Below are 14,531 nucleotides of genomic sequence, written 5' to 3'. Positions count from 1 at the left end.
AGCAGGCCGTACTGCCGCCCCGGCCCGCCCCGCGGCAACCGCGGGGCGGGCGGGCCGGGACCAGGGTGCCGGGCGGCCAGGCGGCCGGGCTGCTGCGGACCGCGCGGCCCCGCCAGTGGGTCAAGAACGTGCTGGTGGCCGCCGCGCCCGCGGCCGCCGGGCAGTTGGCGTCGCCCCGGACCGCCGGTCAGCTCGTCGTCGTCTTCGCCCTGTTCACGGCGGCCGCCGCGGCCGTCTATCTGGTGAACGACGCCCGGGACGCCGAGGCCGACCGGGCGCATCCCGTGAAACGCCTGCGGCCCGTCGCCGCCGGGGAGGTGTCCGTACCGCTGGCGTACGCCGTCGGCGGGCTGCTCGCGGTGGTCGCCGTTGCCGGGGCCGCCGCGCTCTGCAACGCGATGACGGCTGCCCTGCTGATCGCGTACCTCACCATGCAGCTCGCCTACTGCGTCTGGCTGAAGCATGTCCTGGTCGTCGATATGACCGTGGTGACCACCGGCTTTCTGATGCGGGCGATGATCGGCGGGGTCGCGCTCGGCATTCCGCTCTCCCGCTGGTTCCTGATCACCACCGGGTTCGGGGCGCTGTTCATGGTCGCGGCCAAGCGCTACTCGGAGGCCGTGCAGATGGCGGACGCGGAGGGCGGGCGGGGGGCGTCACGGGCGCTGCTGGGCGAGTACACCACCGGCTATCTGCGGTTCGTCTGGCAGCTCGCGGCCGGGGTGGCCGTCCTCGGTTACTGTCTCTGGGCGCTGGAGAGCGGCGGGGTCGCGCATTCGGCGCTGCTGCCCTGGCGGCAGCTGTCGGTGATCGCGTTCATCCTGGCGGTGCTGCGGTACGCCGTCTTCGCCGACCGGGGCACGGCCGGGGCGCCCGAGGACGTCGTGCTGCGGGACCGGGCGCTGGCGGTGATCGGACTGGTCTGGGCCGCGATGTACGGACTGGCGGTCGCCGATCTCTGAGTGCGGCCGGCCGCCGGAGGTCTTCGAGCGGGGACGGCGGGCGGCAGTTCTTGAGCGGGGACGGCGGTACGGCGAACGGCCCGGCGAACGGTGGTACGGCGGCCCGGCGGTTGACGGGCGGGGAAGGGGTAGGCGTAGCCCATGGACTGGTTGAGCAGGCTTCCCGTGGTCGGACCGCTGGTGGTCCGGCTGATGCGGACGCACCCCTGGCACACCTACGAGACGCTGGAGCGGGTGCACTGGACGCGGCTGGCCGCCGCCATCACCTTCCTCAGCTTCCTCGCGATGTTCCCGCTGATCAGTCTGGCGGTGGCGGTCGGCGCGGCCCTGCTGAGCAAGGACCGGCTGACCCGGCTGGAGGAGCGGATCGGCGACCAGGTGCCGGGCATCTCGGAACAGCTCGACGTCGGCGCCCTGGCCGCCAACGCGGGGACCGTCGGGCTGGTCTCCGGTGCCCTGCTGCTGGTCACCGGCGTCGGCTGGGTGACCGCGATAAGGGACTGCCTGCGGGCGGTCTGGGGCATCGACGACGAGGACGAGGGCAATCCGTTCGCCCGGCGGGCGAAGGACGCGGTCGTCCTCCTCGGCCTGGGCGCCACGGTCCTGGCGTCATTCGCCGCCTCCACTCTGGGGGCGACGGCGGTGGGCTGGTCCGCGGACCGGCTCGGGATCGACGGCGGCGGGCCCGGCGGCGTACTGCTGCGGATCGCGGCCATCGCGATCGCGGTCGCCGCCGACTTCCTCATCCTGCTCTATCTGCTGACGCTGCTGCCGGGAGTGCAGCCGCCGCGCCGCAGGCTGCTGGTGGCCGGGCTGATCGGCGCCATCGGCTTCGAAGTGCTGAAACTGCTGATCGGCGGGTACATCAGGGAGGTCGCCGGGCGGAGCCTGTACGGCGCGTTCGGAGTGCCCGTCGCGCTGCTGCTCTGGATCAACCTGACCGCGAAGCTGCTGCTGTTCTGCGCGGCGTGGACCGCGACCCGGGAGCCGGGCGACGAGGAGCGGGCGGCGGAGACGACGGGGGAGCCGGACAAGGACGGCGAGGGCGGCGAGGGTGGAGAAGGTGGCGAGGGCGGCGAGAGTGGAGAAGGCGGAGACGGGAGCGAGGGCGGAGACGGCCGGGTGACGTCTCCACCTCCTCCTTCCCCTCCTCCGAAGGGGCCGGCCCGCCCCGTCAGGCCCGGCGCCGCGGCCAGCGGCGGTTGACCAGGAAGGCCCCGCCCCCGAGGACCACGAGCACGCCGCCCGCGATCGCCAGGGCCGTGCCCACACCACCCGACGGCTCCTTCCGCGCCGCGGCGGCGCTCCCCGTCCGCTTCGTCTGGTCGGAGTGCTTGTCCGGGCCCGCGCCCACCGGCGGCTTCGCCGACCGGGGCGCGACCAGTTCACCGACCGGTGTCACCTTGCCCGCCGCCGCGAAGCCCCAGTCCATCAGGCGCGCGGTCTCCCGGTAGACGGCGTGCCGCTCCCCGGACTCCGGGTTCATCACGGTGACCAGCAGCACCCGGCCGTTGCGCTCGGCCACTCCGGTGAAGGTCGCGCCGGCCTGCGACGTATTGCCGTTCTTGACCCCCGCCACCCCCGGGTAGGGGGCGACCCCGTCACCCGTCAGCAGCCGGTTCGTGTTGGCGATGGCGAAGGACTCCCGCTTGCCGCCCACCATCCTCCCCGGGAACTGCGCCTCCGAGGTCGCCGCATAGTCCCGGAAGTCCTTCTTCTGGAGGCCGCTGCGGGCGATCAGGGTGAGGTCGTACGCGGACGACACCTGGCCCGCCGCGTCATAGCCGTCCGGCGAGACGACCTGGGTGTCCAGCGCCTGCAGCTCCTCCGCATGGGCCTGCATCTCCTGGACGGTCTTCGGGATACCGCCGTTCATCGCGGAGAGCACATGGACGGCGTCGTTGCCGGAGACCAGGAACACCCCGAGCCACAGATCGTGGACGCTGTACGTCAGGTCCTCCTTGACACCCACCGCGCTGCTGCCGGAGCCCACCCCCTCCAGGTCCTTCCAGGTGACCTTGTGGGTGTCGGTCTTCGGCAGCTTGGGCAGCAGGGTGTCCGCGAAGAGCATCTTCATCGTGGAGGCGGGCGGCAGCCGCCAGTGGGAGTTGTGCGAGGCGAGCACGGCACCGCTCTCCGCGTCCGCCACGATCCACGAACGGGCGCTCAGCCCGGACGGCAGTACGGGCGCACCCGGGCCCAGCTTGACCTGGGTGCCCGGGCGGCCCAGGAGGGACCCGCCGACCGTGGACATCGCGGCCGGTGGCACCGGCTGCTTCCGGGCCTGCCGCCCCGGCGCGCTCTTCCGGTCCGTCCTGTCCGCCCGGTCCGCGGCGGCGGCGGTACGGTCCGCGGCGGCACCGCTGTGCACGGTCGCAGCCGCGGCCGCTCTCGCGGGCACGGCCGCGTACGCGGGAGCGGCGACGAGCGCGGGCAGCAGCGTCGCGGCGGCGGCCGTCAGGGCCGTCCTCTTCAGAACAGCCGTCTTCTTCAGAACAGACACGGACGAGAAATTACCTGTCACTCGGGAAAATATGCTTTTCGGGTCGGTGAACCGCCGGTACGGCCCCGGATCCGGCCCCCGCCCGAGCGGTCCCCGGCCCGGCACGCCACGACCCCGGCGGACCGCCCCGGCGCGCGGCCCGGATACTGGGCGTATGAAGCTCAGCCGCCCCGCCTCCTGGTTCCTGCTCGCCTTCGGGGCGTGGAGCTGGTTCATCTGGGTCTCTTTCGTCCGCAATCTCTGGAAGGACGGCAGCGGACTCGCCTTCGACGACGCCGGTGATCCCACCGGCTACTTCTGGGTCCATCTGCTGCTCGCCATCACGTCGTTTCTTCTGGGGACGGCCGTCGGGATCATCGGGTTCCGCGGGGTCAGGGCGCTACGGCGGGATCCGGACAGCACCGGATGATGATCATCATCGGTGATCGCCCGCTCCGGGCACCAGCCGCGCCCGCGGCGCGTTGAGATGCCCGGAGGGGCCGCCGGATGACGGCCGGGCCCCCGGGGAGTACACGGAGAACTTGGGGAGCGGTCTGTGATCGTCGTCGTCCTGCTCGTGGTGGTCGCTGTGATCACTCTGTTCGCGGCAGCGCACTGGTACGTCTGGCGGCGGCTGGTCCGCGATCTGACCACCAGCCGCAGGGCCCGGATCGCCGGGGCGGTGGCGGTGACCGCGCTGCCGCTGATCTCCGTGGCCGCCCAGTTCTCGGCCCGGTCCGGCGTTCCCTTCCGGTTCCAGCAGATCCTTGCCTGGCCCGGCTTCCTCTGGCTGGCGGTGCTGCTGTACCTGGTGCTCTTCCTGCTGGTGGGGGAGGCCGTCCGGTTCGGCTGGCTGCGGGCCGCCGCGCGCCGTGACGCCCGGATCGCGGGCCCGGCCGCCGGGTCCCGGGCCGGGACCGGCACCGTGACCGAAGCCGAGACAGCGACCGAGACACCGACCGAGACACCGACCGAGGCCGAGACAGCGACCGAGACCGTGCCCGCCCGGGCCGGAGTCCCCGGTTCCGCCGCCGTGCCCGTACCGGCGGGTGCGCCCGCGGACGCCGGGCCCGCGGCGACCGGTGCCGCCGCGGCGGCCGCAGCGACCACTTCTGTGACCGCTTCCACGACCGCCCCCGGGGCCGCCACGGCCACCGCCGAAGCACCCGCGGCCCGTCCGGACCGGGTGTCGTCGCGGCGCATGTTCGTCTCCCGGGTCGTCGGCGGAGGAGCGGCCGCCGCGGCGCTGGGAACCGTCGGCCTCGGTACGTACGGCGTGCTCAACGGCCCCACCCTGAAGCGGGTCACCGTCCCGCTGGCCAAACTCCCGCGGTCGGCCCACGGCTACCGGATCGCCGTGGTCAGCGATATCCACCTGGGACCGATCCTGGGCCGGGCCCACACCCGGCGGATCGTCGACACCATCAACTCGGCGAACCCGGATCTGATCGCGATCGTCGGCGACATGGTCGACGGCAGCGTCGCCGACCTCGGGTCCGCCGCCGAACCGCTGACCGGACTGCGCGCCCGGCACGGTTCGTTCTTCGTCACCGGCAACCACGAGTACTTCTCCGGCGCCCAGCAGTGGGTGGACCATGTCCGGGAGCTGGGGCTGCGGCCCCTGGAGAACGAGCGGGTGGAGATCGCGGCCGGGTTCGACCTCGCCGGGGTCGACGATCCGGAGGGCGAGCGCGAGGGCAAGGGCCCCGACTTCGAGCGGGCGCTCGGCGACCGCGACCGCGGCCGTACCGCCGTACTCCTGGCCCATCAGCCCGTCGTCATCCACGACGCCGTGAAACACGGGGTCGACCTCCAGCTCTCCGGCCACACCCACGGCGGCCAGCTCTGGCCCGGCGAGTATCTGGCGGCCCTGGCCAACCCGACCGTCGCGGGGCTGGAGCGGTACGGGGACACGCAGCTGTACGTGACCCGGGGCGCGGGTGCCTGGGGTCCGCCGGTCCGGGTGGGCGCCGAGTCCGATATCACCGTCGTCCAGCTCGCCTCCCGCCAGGCCTGACCACACCGGCCACCGACCGCCCGGCCCGGGCGGTCGGTGGCCGTCAGCCCGCCGCTGCCCCCGACCCCGCCTTTGTTGCCGTCGTCGGCCGGCCGCTGCCGGCCCGGGGCGCGGACGGCAGGCTCACCAGCACCGCGAGGCCCTTCCCCGGTGCCGTACGGACCTCCACCGTGCCGCCGTGGACATCGGCCACCGCCCGGACGATCGACATACCGAGACCGCTGCCGTCACCGCATGTCCCGGCCCGGAAGAACCGGTCGAAGATGCGCTCCGCGTCGTCCGGCGCCATCCCCGGGCCGCCGTCCGCCACCAGCAGCCGTACCGAACCGTCCGGGCCCGGGCCGGTCTCCACCCGTACCGGCGCGTCCCGGGGCGTATGGACCCGGACATTGGCCAGCAGATTCCCCACGAGCTGACGGAGCGACGGCTCGTCACCGAGGACGACCGCACACCCGCCGTCCGCCGCCGACGGCAGCGACTCCCCGGCCGGTGACGACTCGGCCGGTGACGGCTCGCACCTCGACCGCGGCAGTGACGCCGACAGTGACAGTGACGGCAAGGGCAAGGGCGACCCGCCGACCGTCACCGGCCGCGACGGCTGCTGCGCGAGCAGATCCCCCGCCGCGTCCCGCACCAGCTCCGCCAGGTCCACCGGCCCGAACCGGAACTCCGGCGCCCGGTCGAGCCGGGCCAGTGTCAGCAACTCCTCCACCAGCCGCGCCATCCGGTCCGCCTCCCCGTGCATCCGGGACAGTGCCCGCTCCCGGTCCTCCGGTGTCCGCAGCATCCCCCGGTCGTACAGCTGGAGATACCCCCGGATCGCGGAGAGCGGGGTCCGCAGCTCGTGCGAGGCGTCCGCGACGAACCGCCGCAGCTGTGCCGCGCTGCGCTCCCGGGTCTCGAACGCCGACTCCACCTGGTGCAGCATCGCGTTCAGCGCCGTACGCAACTGCTCGATCTCGCCGACCGGATGTCGGCCCGGCGGCACCCGCCGGGTCAGATCGCCCTCCGCGATCGCCGAAGCCGTCTCCACCATGCGCTCCAGCGGCTGCACCAGATGCTTGGTGCCCGCGGTCGTGGCCAGCGCGAGCAGCGCCAGCAGCAGCGCCCCGGCCGCGGCATCGACCTTCAGCGCCTGGTAGACCGTCTGCTGGAGGGAATCGACGTCCGAGGCGAAGAGCAGCAGGGTGCCGTCCGGGAGCCCGGCGCCGACGACCCGGTAGTCGGTGCCGCCGACCTCGACCCCGCGCACCCCGCCGCCCGCCGCCAGCCCCGCCGGGTCCCGTACGGCGGCCGCGAGCTCCAACTGCCGTCCGGTCGGCTGGTGCCGGGCGAACGTCGTGGGCCGCAGGGCGGGATCCAGCGCCACGATCAGGGTGTTGGACACCGGCATCAGGGCACTCCGCCCGCCTGCCGCCCCCGTCACATGCTCCAGCAGGATCGAGATCTCCTTGAACGAGTCGATCTGCTGCTGGGTCAGCCCGGTGCCGATCATGGCGTCCCGGCTGCTCTTCAGATCGTCGTCCACCCGCTGGAGCAGGAAGTGCTGCATCGCCATCAGGCTGACGCAGATCGTCACCACCACACCGAGCAGCAGCAGGGCCAGATTGACCTTGGTGAGTTTGGCGCGCAGGGAGTGCCGGGCCGGCCGCCCGGCGGCCGTGGACCGGCCCCTCATATCAGGCCGTATCCGAGACCGCGCCGGGTGGTGATCAACGGCGGCCCGAGCGGCGCCAGTTTGCGCCGCAGATAGCTGATGTACGTCTCGACCACCGTGGACTCCGCCGGATGCTCGTACTGCCACACATGCCGCAGCAACTGCTCCTTCGGCACCACCCGCCCCGCATTGCGCACCAGAAATCGGAGCAGGGCGTATTCGGTCGGGGTCAGCTCGACCGTGCGCCCGTCCCGGCCGACCGTGCACGTCGTCTCGTCCAGCTCCAGGTCCCGGTAGCGCAGCGGCGGTGGCACGGGCAGGACGTCGGCGGGCCGGGTACGGCGCAGTACGGCCGTGATCCGGGCGATCACCTCGTCGACGTTGAACGGCTTGGTGATGTAGTCGTCGCCGTACCGCAGCGCGCCCACGATCTCGGCGGCCGCGTCGCGGGCGGTGAGGAAGAGCACCGCGGTCTCCGGGTGCCGGGCCCGCAGCTCGCGGCCGAAGCTCCGGCCGTCGCCGTCCGGCAGCATCACGTCGAGCAGGGCCGCGTCGGGCCGGGTCCGCTCGGTCAGCTGCCGCGCCTGCCGGAGGCTGCCCGCCGCGAGCACCGCGAACCGGTGGTGGCGCAGGGCGATCGCCAGCACATCGGCGATGCCCGGCTCGTCCTCCAGGACCAGCACCGTCGCCCCGGCCTCCGGGCCCGCCCCCGCCCCCGGCCGTACCGCCGTATCCGCCCCCGCCCCGGGCCATACCGCCGTATCCGCCCCCGGTCCCGCCGCCGGGTCCGTCACCTGTGTGTCCATGCCCGCCGCCCCCCTTCCCGGCCGTACCGCCGACGCCCCTCAGTGGACGCCCCTCAGTATCGGCGCGCCCGGCCGTCGGCGGGGGCTCCGCAGTCTTGGAGTTCCTTGAGAGTCCGGCCCGTACGCCGCCGCGGGCCCGGAGCCCGGCCGATGCTGAGGCGACCCGGGGGACGGACGTCGCCGAAGAGAGCGACGGGCGACGGCGGATACGGCGTATACGGCGGAAGGAAGAACATCGTGGAGTCATGGGCGCGCTGGTGCTACCGGCACCGGCTGGTGGTCCTGGTGCTGTGGGTGGTGGCACTGCTCGGCCTGGGGGTGCTGAGCGGTATCAAGGGGTCGGCCTACAGCAACGACTTCAGTCTCCCCGACAGCGACTCCCGGCGGGCGTACGACCTGATGGCCGAGGCGTTCCCGAAGGCGTCGGGCGACCCGGCGACGGTGGTGTGGCACACCGGTGACGGTTCGGTCCGCGATCCCGGCGTACGGGAGCGGCTGGAGCCCGCGCTGACGGAGATAGCGGGCATGACGGGCGTCGGCGAGGTGATCAGCCCCTACACCCCGGCCGGTGCGGACGCGATCAGCCGGGACGGCCGGACCGCGTATGCGACCGTGGTCTTCACCGAACGCGCCGAGCGGGTCCCCAAGGAGCTGGTCGAGGCGATCGTCGAGCGCGCCGGGGACGCCCGCGACGACGGGCTCCGGGTCGAACTCGGCGGCCAGGTCATCGTGTACGCGGCGGGTCCGCCGGGCGGTACGGCCGAACTGGTGGGTGTCGCGGCCGCCGCGATCGTGCTCTTCGTCGCCTTCGGCTCGCTGTTCGCGATGCTGCTGCCGCTGGTCACCGCCCTGTTCGGGGTCGGGATCGGGCTGATGCTCACGGGGCTGATCAGCCATGGCACCTCACTGGCGACCGTCGCGCCGCTGATCGGCTCGCTCGTCGGCCTCGGCGTCGGTATCGACTACGCCCTCTTCATCGTCACCCGGCACCGCAGGGGGCTGCTGAACGGGCGGACCCCGGAGGAGTCGGCGGTCACCGCGCTCAACACCTCGGGCCGGGCGGTGCTGTTCGCGGGTGCCACGGTCTGTATCGCCCTGGCCGGAATGCTGGTCACCAGGGTCCGGTTCTTCGACGGCATCGTGATCGCCGCCTCCCTGACGGTGGTGCTGAGCGTGCTGGCGGCCGTCACCCTGCTGCCCGCCCTGCTGGGGCTGCTCGGCCCCCGGGTGCTCAGCCGGAAGCAGCGCCGCTCGCCGGCGGTGGTGTCCGCGGCGGGCGGTGCCGGGGCCGCGGCCGGTGCGGACGAGGCCCCGACCGGTACCGCGGCCCGCTGGTCCGCTTTCGTCGAGCGGCGGCCCCGGGCGGTCGGTGCGCTGGCGCTGCTGGTGACGGTGGTGCTCGCGCTGCCGGTGCTCTCGCTCCGGCTCGGCACCAACGACCACGGCAACCACCGGGAGAGCACCACCACCCGGCAGGCGTACGACCTGCTCGCCGAAGGCTTCGGGCCGGGTGCCAACGGACCGCTCCAGCTCGTCGTCGACGGTGCCGGGCCCGCCGAGGTGACCGCCCTCGCCGAACGGGTGAGGGCCACCGAGGGCGTGGCGAAGGCGCAGGCGATACCGGTACCGCCCGGCGCGGACGTCGCCGTGATCCATATCGTCCCGGCCACGGCGCCCCAGGACGCGGCGACCGACCGGCTGATCGACACCCTGCGGTCCGATGTGGTCGCGGAGTCCGGACTGACGGCCCATCTCGGCGGAGCGACCGCGGTCTCCAAGGACTTCGCCCAGGTCACCACGGACCGGCTGCCGTACTTCGTGATCACTGTGGTCGCGCTGGGCTGTCTGCTGCTGCTGATCGCGTTCCGCTCGCTGGGCGTCCCGCTGCTGGCCGCCGCGATGAACCTGATCGCCGCGGCCGCCGCCTTCGGGGTGCTGGTGGCGGTCTTCCAGTGGGGCTGGGGCTCCGGGCTGCTCGGCTTCGGCAAGGAGGGCCCGATCTCCGCCTTCCTTCCGGCGATCATGCTCTCGCTGCTCTTCGGCCTCTCGATGGACTACCAGGTGTTCCTGGTGAGCCGGATGCACGAGGAGTGGGTGCGTACCGGGGACAATGCGCGGGCGGTACGGACCGGGCTCGCCGAGACCAGCCGGGTCATCAACTCCGCCGCCCTCATCATGATCTGTGTCTTCACCGCCTTCGTGTTCAGCGGTGACCCGGAGGCCGCGATGGTCGGCGCCGGGCTGGCTGCCGCCGTGGCGCTGGACGCGTTCGTCCTCCGTACGGCGCTGGTCCCGGCGGCCATGCATCTGCTGGGCCGGGCCAACTGGTGGCTGCCCGCGTTCCTCGACCGGATCCTGCCGCGGCTCGCCGTGGAACCGGCGGAACCGGCGGAGCCGGCAAGGCCGTACGGGCCGGAGGGGTCGCAGGGGCCGGGGAAGCGGGCGGCGTGGGAGCCGGAGGAGGAGCCGCAGCCGCCCGCCCCGCGCTCCGGGGAGCGGACCCCGGTGGGCACCGAACGCGGCTGACCCGGCGGCGGGCGGGCCGGACCTGCCGGGGGACACGCGTACGGTGACGGGGGCGCCGGCCCGCCCGTTACGCCCCCGGCTCCCCGGCCCGTTCCGGCTCCGGCCCGCCGCCTCGTACCGCATCCGCACCGGCAGGCGCAGCCGCCTCGGCTTCGGCGCCCCCGCCCGCGGCGGCCGGTTCCGCGGACCGCTTCCGCGGGGCCTTCTTCCGGTCCGCGGCCACCCGCCGGGCCGCCACTCCCTGGGCCATCCCCGGCAGCAGGTCCGTCAGCATCTCGTGCATATCGACCACCAGGCTCCGCAGCACCCGGAACCGGGCCAGCACGATGCCCCGTGTGGTCAGCCGGGCCCCCTGGTTCGCCAGCCGCCTGCTCCGCTCATGGCCCTCGGAGCGGTCGAAGACCCAGCAGAGCACCAGGCCCATCTGCGAGAGCCACAGCATCTCCGGGAGCAGGTCCCGCAGTTCGGCCGGGATCTTGGTCTTCGCCCCGGCCAGTACCTCCCGGTGGATGGCGATCGCCGCCTCCCGGGCCTCCTCCGACTCCGCGGAGAAGGGGCTCAGCGGCGAGTCCGGGTCGGCCGCGTTCTTGAAGAACTGGGCAGCGAACTCGTGGTACGGCTCCGCCACGTCCAGCCAGGCGTTGAGCACCCCCGACAGCCGGGCGGCCAGATCGGTCTCGGTGTCCAGCAGCGGCCGTACGGCGGCCCGGTGCTCGGCCCCGATCCGGTCGTAGAACCCCTGGATCAGATGTTCCTTGGAGCCGAAGTAGTAGTACGCGTTCCCGACCGAGACCCCCGCCTCCTTGGCGATGGCCCGCATCGTCGTCCGGTCGTACCCCCGCTCCTGGAAGAGCCGCAGCGCGGTTTCGAGGATCAGGGTGCGGGTCTGTTCGCTCTTGGGCGCGGGCGGTGTGCCCGGTGCGCCCGGCGTCTTCGCGGGGGTGTTCTTCCGGTCGGTCACGCTGCCCGAGCCTAACCGGGCGGCGCACAGCGGTCGTCACAGGGCGGCCCGGCGGTGTCCGGCCACGTTTCGGACCCCGTGCCGGACGGTCCCGGCGGCCCGTCCGGGGTATCGAGCCTGCGCCGGGCCGCCCCTGTGGACTCCCGGTAGGCGGAGGCGGCCAGCACCGCGGCCCGGATGAACGGCTTCCCGGCGGCCGACGCCAGCCATACCGACCTGGACCGGTGTTCGGCCAGCGCCCAGAGGCAGACCAGGAACGCCGCGTCGTCCGTATAGAGCTGGCCCCCGTCCCCGACCACCGTGATCCGGCGCAGGGTGGCCTGGTGGTCCAGGCCGGGGAACAGCCCGCGGGCCTCGGCCGACCCGGCGGGCACCAGGTCCAGCGGGACGAGCTGGCGCTGCCGTACCAGCCAGTCCCGGATATGGGAGCAGAGCCCGCACTGCGCGTCGTAGAGGACCGTGAGCCGCCGGACCGGCTCACTCCGGCGGTGACCGTCGGCGGCCACGGTGTTCACCGCCCGGCCGGCGGCACCGGCGGAGTGTCCTCCGGGCCCGCCTCGGGCAGCCGGTCCCGGTCCTGCTGCGGGGTGTGCCGCGGTGCGTGCTGTGCGGGGTGCCCGGCCCGCGCCCGCGGACCCCAGCTCTGGGCTCCCGGTCCCCACCCCTGAGGCGCGGGGGCGGTCCACCCCTGAGGCCCTACCGGCGGGACGCCGTCGCGCTCCATCAGCCCGCGCCGCCGGATCCGGTTGAGGACGTAGACATTGGTCAGATGCAGCACTCCGAGGACCAGCAGCACCACACCGAGCTTCACCGACAGTGCGTCGAACAGCTCCCGGGAGTCCAGGACGGTCCGACCGATCTTCAGATAGAGGGCGACGAAGCCCAGGTTGACCAGGTAGAAGCCGACCACCAGCAGATGGTTGACGGCATCGGCCAGCTTCTCGTCGCCGCCCATCACATCCGAGAGGAAGATCCGGCCGTTGCGGCTGAGGGTGCGGGCGACCCAGACGGTCAGCGCGACGCTGATGGGCAGGTAGATCAGGTATCCGACGACGTTGAGGTTCATCCCCCGACCTTTCTGAACGTGTTCAAAAGTGCCGACGAAGAGAATGTAGCTCCTTTTTTGAACACGTTCAACGCGGAATATGGGCTTCCGGAAAGGGAGTTGGGAGGGGGGAGCGTGCGGGGGCGGCAGGGGCCGAGGCCAGGACTGCGCCCGGCGGGCCCCGCGCCCGCGGCCGGGGAAATGCCCGCGCCGCGGCGCCCCGCGCGGGGGTAGGGTCCGGTCCGATGATCACTTATGACACGGTCGGCGCCCCGGGCGCCGGACAGAACATCGTCCTGCTGCACTCCACGGTCTGCGACCGGCGGATGTGGGACGCCCAGTGGGCGGCCCTCGCGGCGGCCGGACACCATCTGGTCCGCGGCGACTTCCGCGGCCACGGCACCACCCCCTGCGGCGGGCGGCCCTGGAACGACGCCGACGACGTCCTCGCCGTGATGGACGCCGTGGGCATGGACCGGGCCGTACTGATCGGCGCCTCCTACGGCGGCCGGACCGCACTGGAGATCGCCGCCCGCGCGCCCGGCCGGGTCGCGGCCCTGGCACTGCTCTGCGCCGGGCTGCCCGGCATCCCGGACAGCCCGGAGATGACCGCCTTCGAGGAGCGGGAGGTCGCGCTCGTCGAACGGGGCGACACGGCCGAGGCGGCTCTGCTGACCGCCCGGACGTTCCTCGGACCGGAGGCCGGCGAGGACACCGTGCGGGCGGTGGCTGCCATGCAGGAGCAGGCGTACGACATCCAGCTCGCCGGGGGTGACGAGGAGTGGGAGGCGGGCGACTTCGACCCGGAGGCGCTGCGGGACCTGGACGTACCCGCCCTGGTCGTCTCCGGCGCCCATGACCTGCCCGAGTTCCGGACGGCGGCGGACCGGCAGACGGAGCTGCTGCCCCGGGCCCGCCGGGCACACCTGCCGTGGGCCGGGCACCTCCCGTCCCTGGAGCGCCCCGCGGAGATCACCGCCCTGCTGACGGCGTTCCTCACCGAAACCGCCGAGGCCCCCGGAACCGCCGGAACTCCCGGAACCCCCGCAACCGCCGAGGCCCCCGGAACCTAGCCCGCGACGGACGCCCCGGGCGCCCGCCGCCCCGCTCGCCCGGCCCGGCTACCCCGCCCGGTCAGATCGCGCTGATCGACCGGGCGTAGTTCACCTGGCCCATCACATGCTGGAAGGTGTGGGCGTTGTAGGCGGGGACCATCGTGGTGTGGTGCAGACCGCCGCTGGTGACGGTGACCTGGATATAGCCGCTGGTCTTCTTCTCCTTGATGAGCAGGAACAGCAGCGACATCAGACAGGTGAAGAGGCCCAGCACCACCGCCAGCGCGATGGCGTACGGCGCGATCTTCTCCTCGGTCCGGGACAGGTCCGTGGCGGTCCAGACAGCGCCCCGCAGCGGCATGTTCCCCGACGGCGTGACGATCGTGTCGTGCGTCACCGTGATGTCGCCGATGGTCACCAGCGGCATCCCGGCGCCCGCCGCCGCGGCGCCCGGCGGGACCGCGAGGCCGGGCTGTGTGAGGCCGTAGCCGGGGAGCGTCGGGTCGTATCCGTAGGGCCCCGGATAGCCGTAGCCGGGGCCGGGATACCCGTACGCGGGCGTACCGGGCGGAGTGTCCGGACCCCACTGGTACTCCGGCTCGCCCGGGACCGCCGCCGGGCCCGGATCCGGCCGCGGACCCGGCGGGTACTCCGGCCGCGGACCCGGCTGCGGATCCGGGGCCCCGCCCGGCTGCTGGTTCGGATCGGGCAGTGTCATGTCCGGTTCCCCGCTTCCCAGTGCTCGACTCGGTTCGCATCCTCCCAGGGCCACTCCACAGGGTGAAGGCGGTTCCGGCAACATCCGGGACATTTCCGGGACAGGTCCGGGACGTTCCCGGCCCGGAACGACGGCGGCCCGGAACGACGGCGGCCCGGAACGACGGCGGCCCCGTACCACCGCGGCCAGCCCCAGCGCCCATATCCCCGGCTGTGTCCCCAGTCGCCGAGTGCACCACGATGTCCGCGCCGTGCTCCACCGGCCGCAGCAGGAACGGCGTCGGCACGGTGTTGTCCACGATC

General features: G+C 73.3%; 12 protein-coding genes and 2 pseudogenes. 6 read left to right on the top strand and 8 right to left on the bottom strand.

Going from position 1 to position 14,531, the window contains the following annotated elements; translation table 11 throughout:
* Nucleotides 1-11: 11 nt before the first annotated feature.
* Both ACWDR0_RS27660 and ACWDR0_RS27655 read left to right on the top strand, forming a co-directional pair.
* Nucleotides 12-962, top strand: a complete 951-nt coding sequence (locus ACWDR0_RS27660; protein ID WP_456354519.1) for a decaprenyl-phosphate phosphoribosyltransferase — start codon at nucleotides 12-14, stop codon at nucleotides 960-962.
* A gap of 141 nt (nucleotides 963-1,103) precedes the next feature.
* Complete coding sequence (locus ACWDR0_RS27655) at nucleotides 1,104-2,168, top strand: YihY/virulence factor BrkB family protein (RefSeq protein WP_456354501.1); 1,065 nt, start codon at nucleotides 1,104-1,106, stop codon at nucleotides 2,166-2,168.
* On the opposite strand, the gene ACWDR0_RS27650 is transcribed toward ACWDR0_RS27655, so the two are convergent.
* Nucleotides 2,137-3,681 (bottom strand): D-alanyl-D-alanine carboxypeptidase, encoded by a 1,545-nt coding sequence (locus ACWDR0_RS27650; protein ID WP_456354500.1) that lies wholly within the window; start codon nucleotides 3,679-3,681, stop codon nucleotides 2,137-2,139. The genes ACWDR0_RS27655 and ACWDR0_RS27650 overlap by 32 nt on opposite strands.
* Here ACWDR0_RS27650 and ACWDR0_RS27645 point away from each other — a divergent pair.
* Entirely contained in the window at nucleotides 3,620-3,874 is a 255-nt protein-coding gene (locus tag ACWDR0_RS27645) for an SCO4848 family membrane protein (RefSeq protein WP_456354499.1), read from the top strand. The two genes, ACWDR0_RS27650 and ACWDR0_RS27645, sit on opposite strands and share 62 nt — an antisense overlap.
* A 126-nt stretch (nucleotides 3,875-4,000) precedes the next feature.
* A complete protein-coding gene (locus ACWDR0_RS27640) occupies nucleotides 4,001-5,461 on the top strand; it encodes a metallophosphoesterase (RefSeq protein WP_456354498.1) in 1,461 nt (486 codons plus the stop codon).
* A 43-nt stretch (nucleotides 5,462-5,504) separates the two neighbouring features.
* Here ACWDR0_RS27640 and ACWDR0_RS27635 read toward each other — a convergent pair whose 3' ends face one another.
* Complete coding sequence (locus tag ACWDR0_RS27635; protein ID WP_456354497.1) at nucleotides 5,505-7,139, bottom strand: ATP-binding protein; 1,635 nt, start codon at nucleotides 7,137-7,139, stop codon at nucleotides 5,505-5,507.
* Nucleotides 7,136-7,801, bottom strand: coding sequence for a response regulator transcription factor (locus ACWDR0_RS27630; protein WP_456354518.1), 666 nt, complete (start codon nucleotides 7,799-7,801; stop codon nucleotides 7,136-7,138). Before ACWDR0_RS27630 ends, ACWDR0_RS27635 begins: the two co-directional genes overlap by 4 nt.
* A gap of 360 nt (nucleotides 7,802-8,161) precedes the next feature.
* Here ACWDR0_RS27630 and ACWDR0_RS27625 point away from each other — a divergent pair, with 360 nt between their 5' ends.
* A complete protein-coding gene (locus tag ACWDR0_RS27625) occupies nucleotides 8,162-10,450 on the top strand; it encodes an MMPL family transporter (RefSeq protein WP_456354496.1) in 2,289 nt (762 codons plus the stop codon).
* A 67-nt stretch (nucleotides 10,451-10,517) separates the two neighbouring features.
* Here the strand turns inward: ACWDR0_RS27625 and ACWDR0_RS27620 are convergent, their stop codons facing one another.
* The 3 genes and pseudogenes from ACWDR0_RS27620 to ACWDR0_RS27610 all read right to left on the bottom strand — a co-directional run.
* A complete protein-coding gene (locus ACWDR0_RS27620) occupies nucleotides 10,518-11,411 on the bottom strand; it encodes a TetR family transcriptional regulator (protein WP_456354495.1) in 894 nt (297 codons plus the stop codon).
* Nucleotides 11,412-11,422: 11 nt separating this feature from the next.
* Nucleotides 11,423-11,917: a thiol-disulfide oxidoreductase DCC family protein gene (locus tag ACWDR0_RS27615; protein ID WP_456354494.1), complete on the bottom strand. Its 495-nt coding sequence runs from the start codon at nucleotides 11,915-11,917 to the stop codon at nucleotides 11,423-11,425.
* 155 nt (nucleotides 11,918-12,072) lie between these two features.
* A pseudogene (locus ACWDR0_RS27610) lies at nucleotides 12,073-12,477 on the bottom strand (hypothetical protein); the annotation flags it as partial.
* A 224-nt stretch (nucleotides 12,478-12,701) separates the two neighbouring features.
* Between ACWDR0_RS27610 and ACWDR0_RS27605 the strand changes: the two are divergent.
* Nucleotides 12,702-13,529, top strand: coding sequence for an alpha/beta fold hydrolase (locus ACWDR0_RS27605; RefSeq protein WP_456354493.1), 828 nt, complete (start codon nucleotides 12,702-12,704; stop codon nucleotides 13,527-13,529).
* 61 nt (nucleotides 13,530-13,590) lie between these two features.
* Here ACWDR0_RS27605 and ACWDR0_RS27600 read toward each other — a convergent pair whose 3' ends face one another.
* Together ACWDR0_RS27600 and ACWDR0_RS27595 are read right to left on the bottom strand one after the other, a co-directional pair.
* Nucleotides 13,591-14,229, bottom strand: coding sequence for a hypothetical protein (locus ACWDR0_RS27600; protein ID WP_456354492.1), 639 nt, complete (start codon nucleotides 14,227-14,229; stop codon nucleotides 13,591-13,593).
* Nucleotides 14,230-14,401: 172 nt separating this feature from the next.
* A pseudogene (locus tag ACWDR0_RS27595) lies at nucleotides 14,402-14,531 on the bottom strand (PLP-dependent transferase); the annotation flags it as partial.

The sequence above is a fragment of the Streptomyces sp. NPDC003691 genome, from assembly GCF_053981115.1.
Note: the sequence above shows the minus strand (reverse complement) of the source record. Positions and strands in the feature narration are given on the sequence as shown.

Excerpts from the sequence above, each read along its gene's own strand:
- ACWDR0_RS27655 (WP_456354501.1), top strand. The coding sequence starts at position 1,104 with ATGGACTGGTTGAGCAGGCTTCCCGTGGTCGGACCGCTGGTGGTCCGG.
- ACWDR0_RS27645 (WP_456354499.1), top strand. The coding sequence starts at position 3,620 with ATGAAGCTCAGCCGCCCCGCCTCCTGGTTCCTGCTCGCCTTCGGGGCG.
- ACWDR0_RS27650 (WP_456354500.1), bottom strand. The coding sequence starts at position 3,681 with ATGAACCAGCTCCACGCCCCGAAGGCGAGCAGGAACCAGGAGGCGGGG.
- ACWDR0_RS27635 (WP_456354497.1), bottom strand. The coding sequence starts at position 7,139 with ATGAGGGGCCGGTCCACGGCCGCCGGGCGGCCGGCCCGGCACTCCCTG.
- ACWDR0_RS27605 (WP_456354493.1), top strand. The coding sequence starts at position 12,702 with ATGATCACTTATGACACGGTCGGCGCCCCGGGCGCCGGACAGAACATC.
- ACWDR0_RS27600 (WP_456354492.1), bottom strand. The coding sequence starts at position 14,229 with ATGACACTGCCCGATCCGAACCAGCAGCCGGGCGGGGCCCCGGATCCG.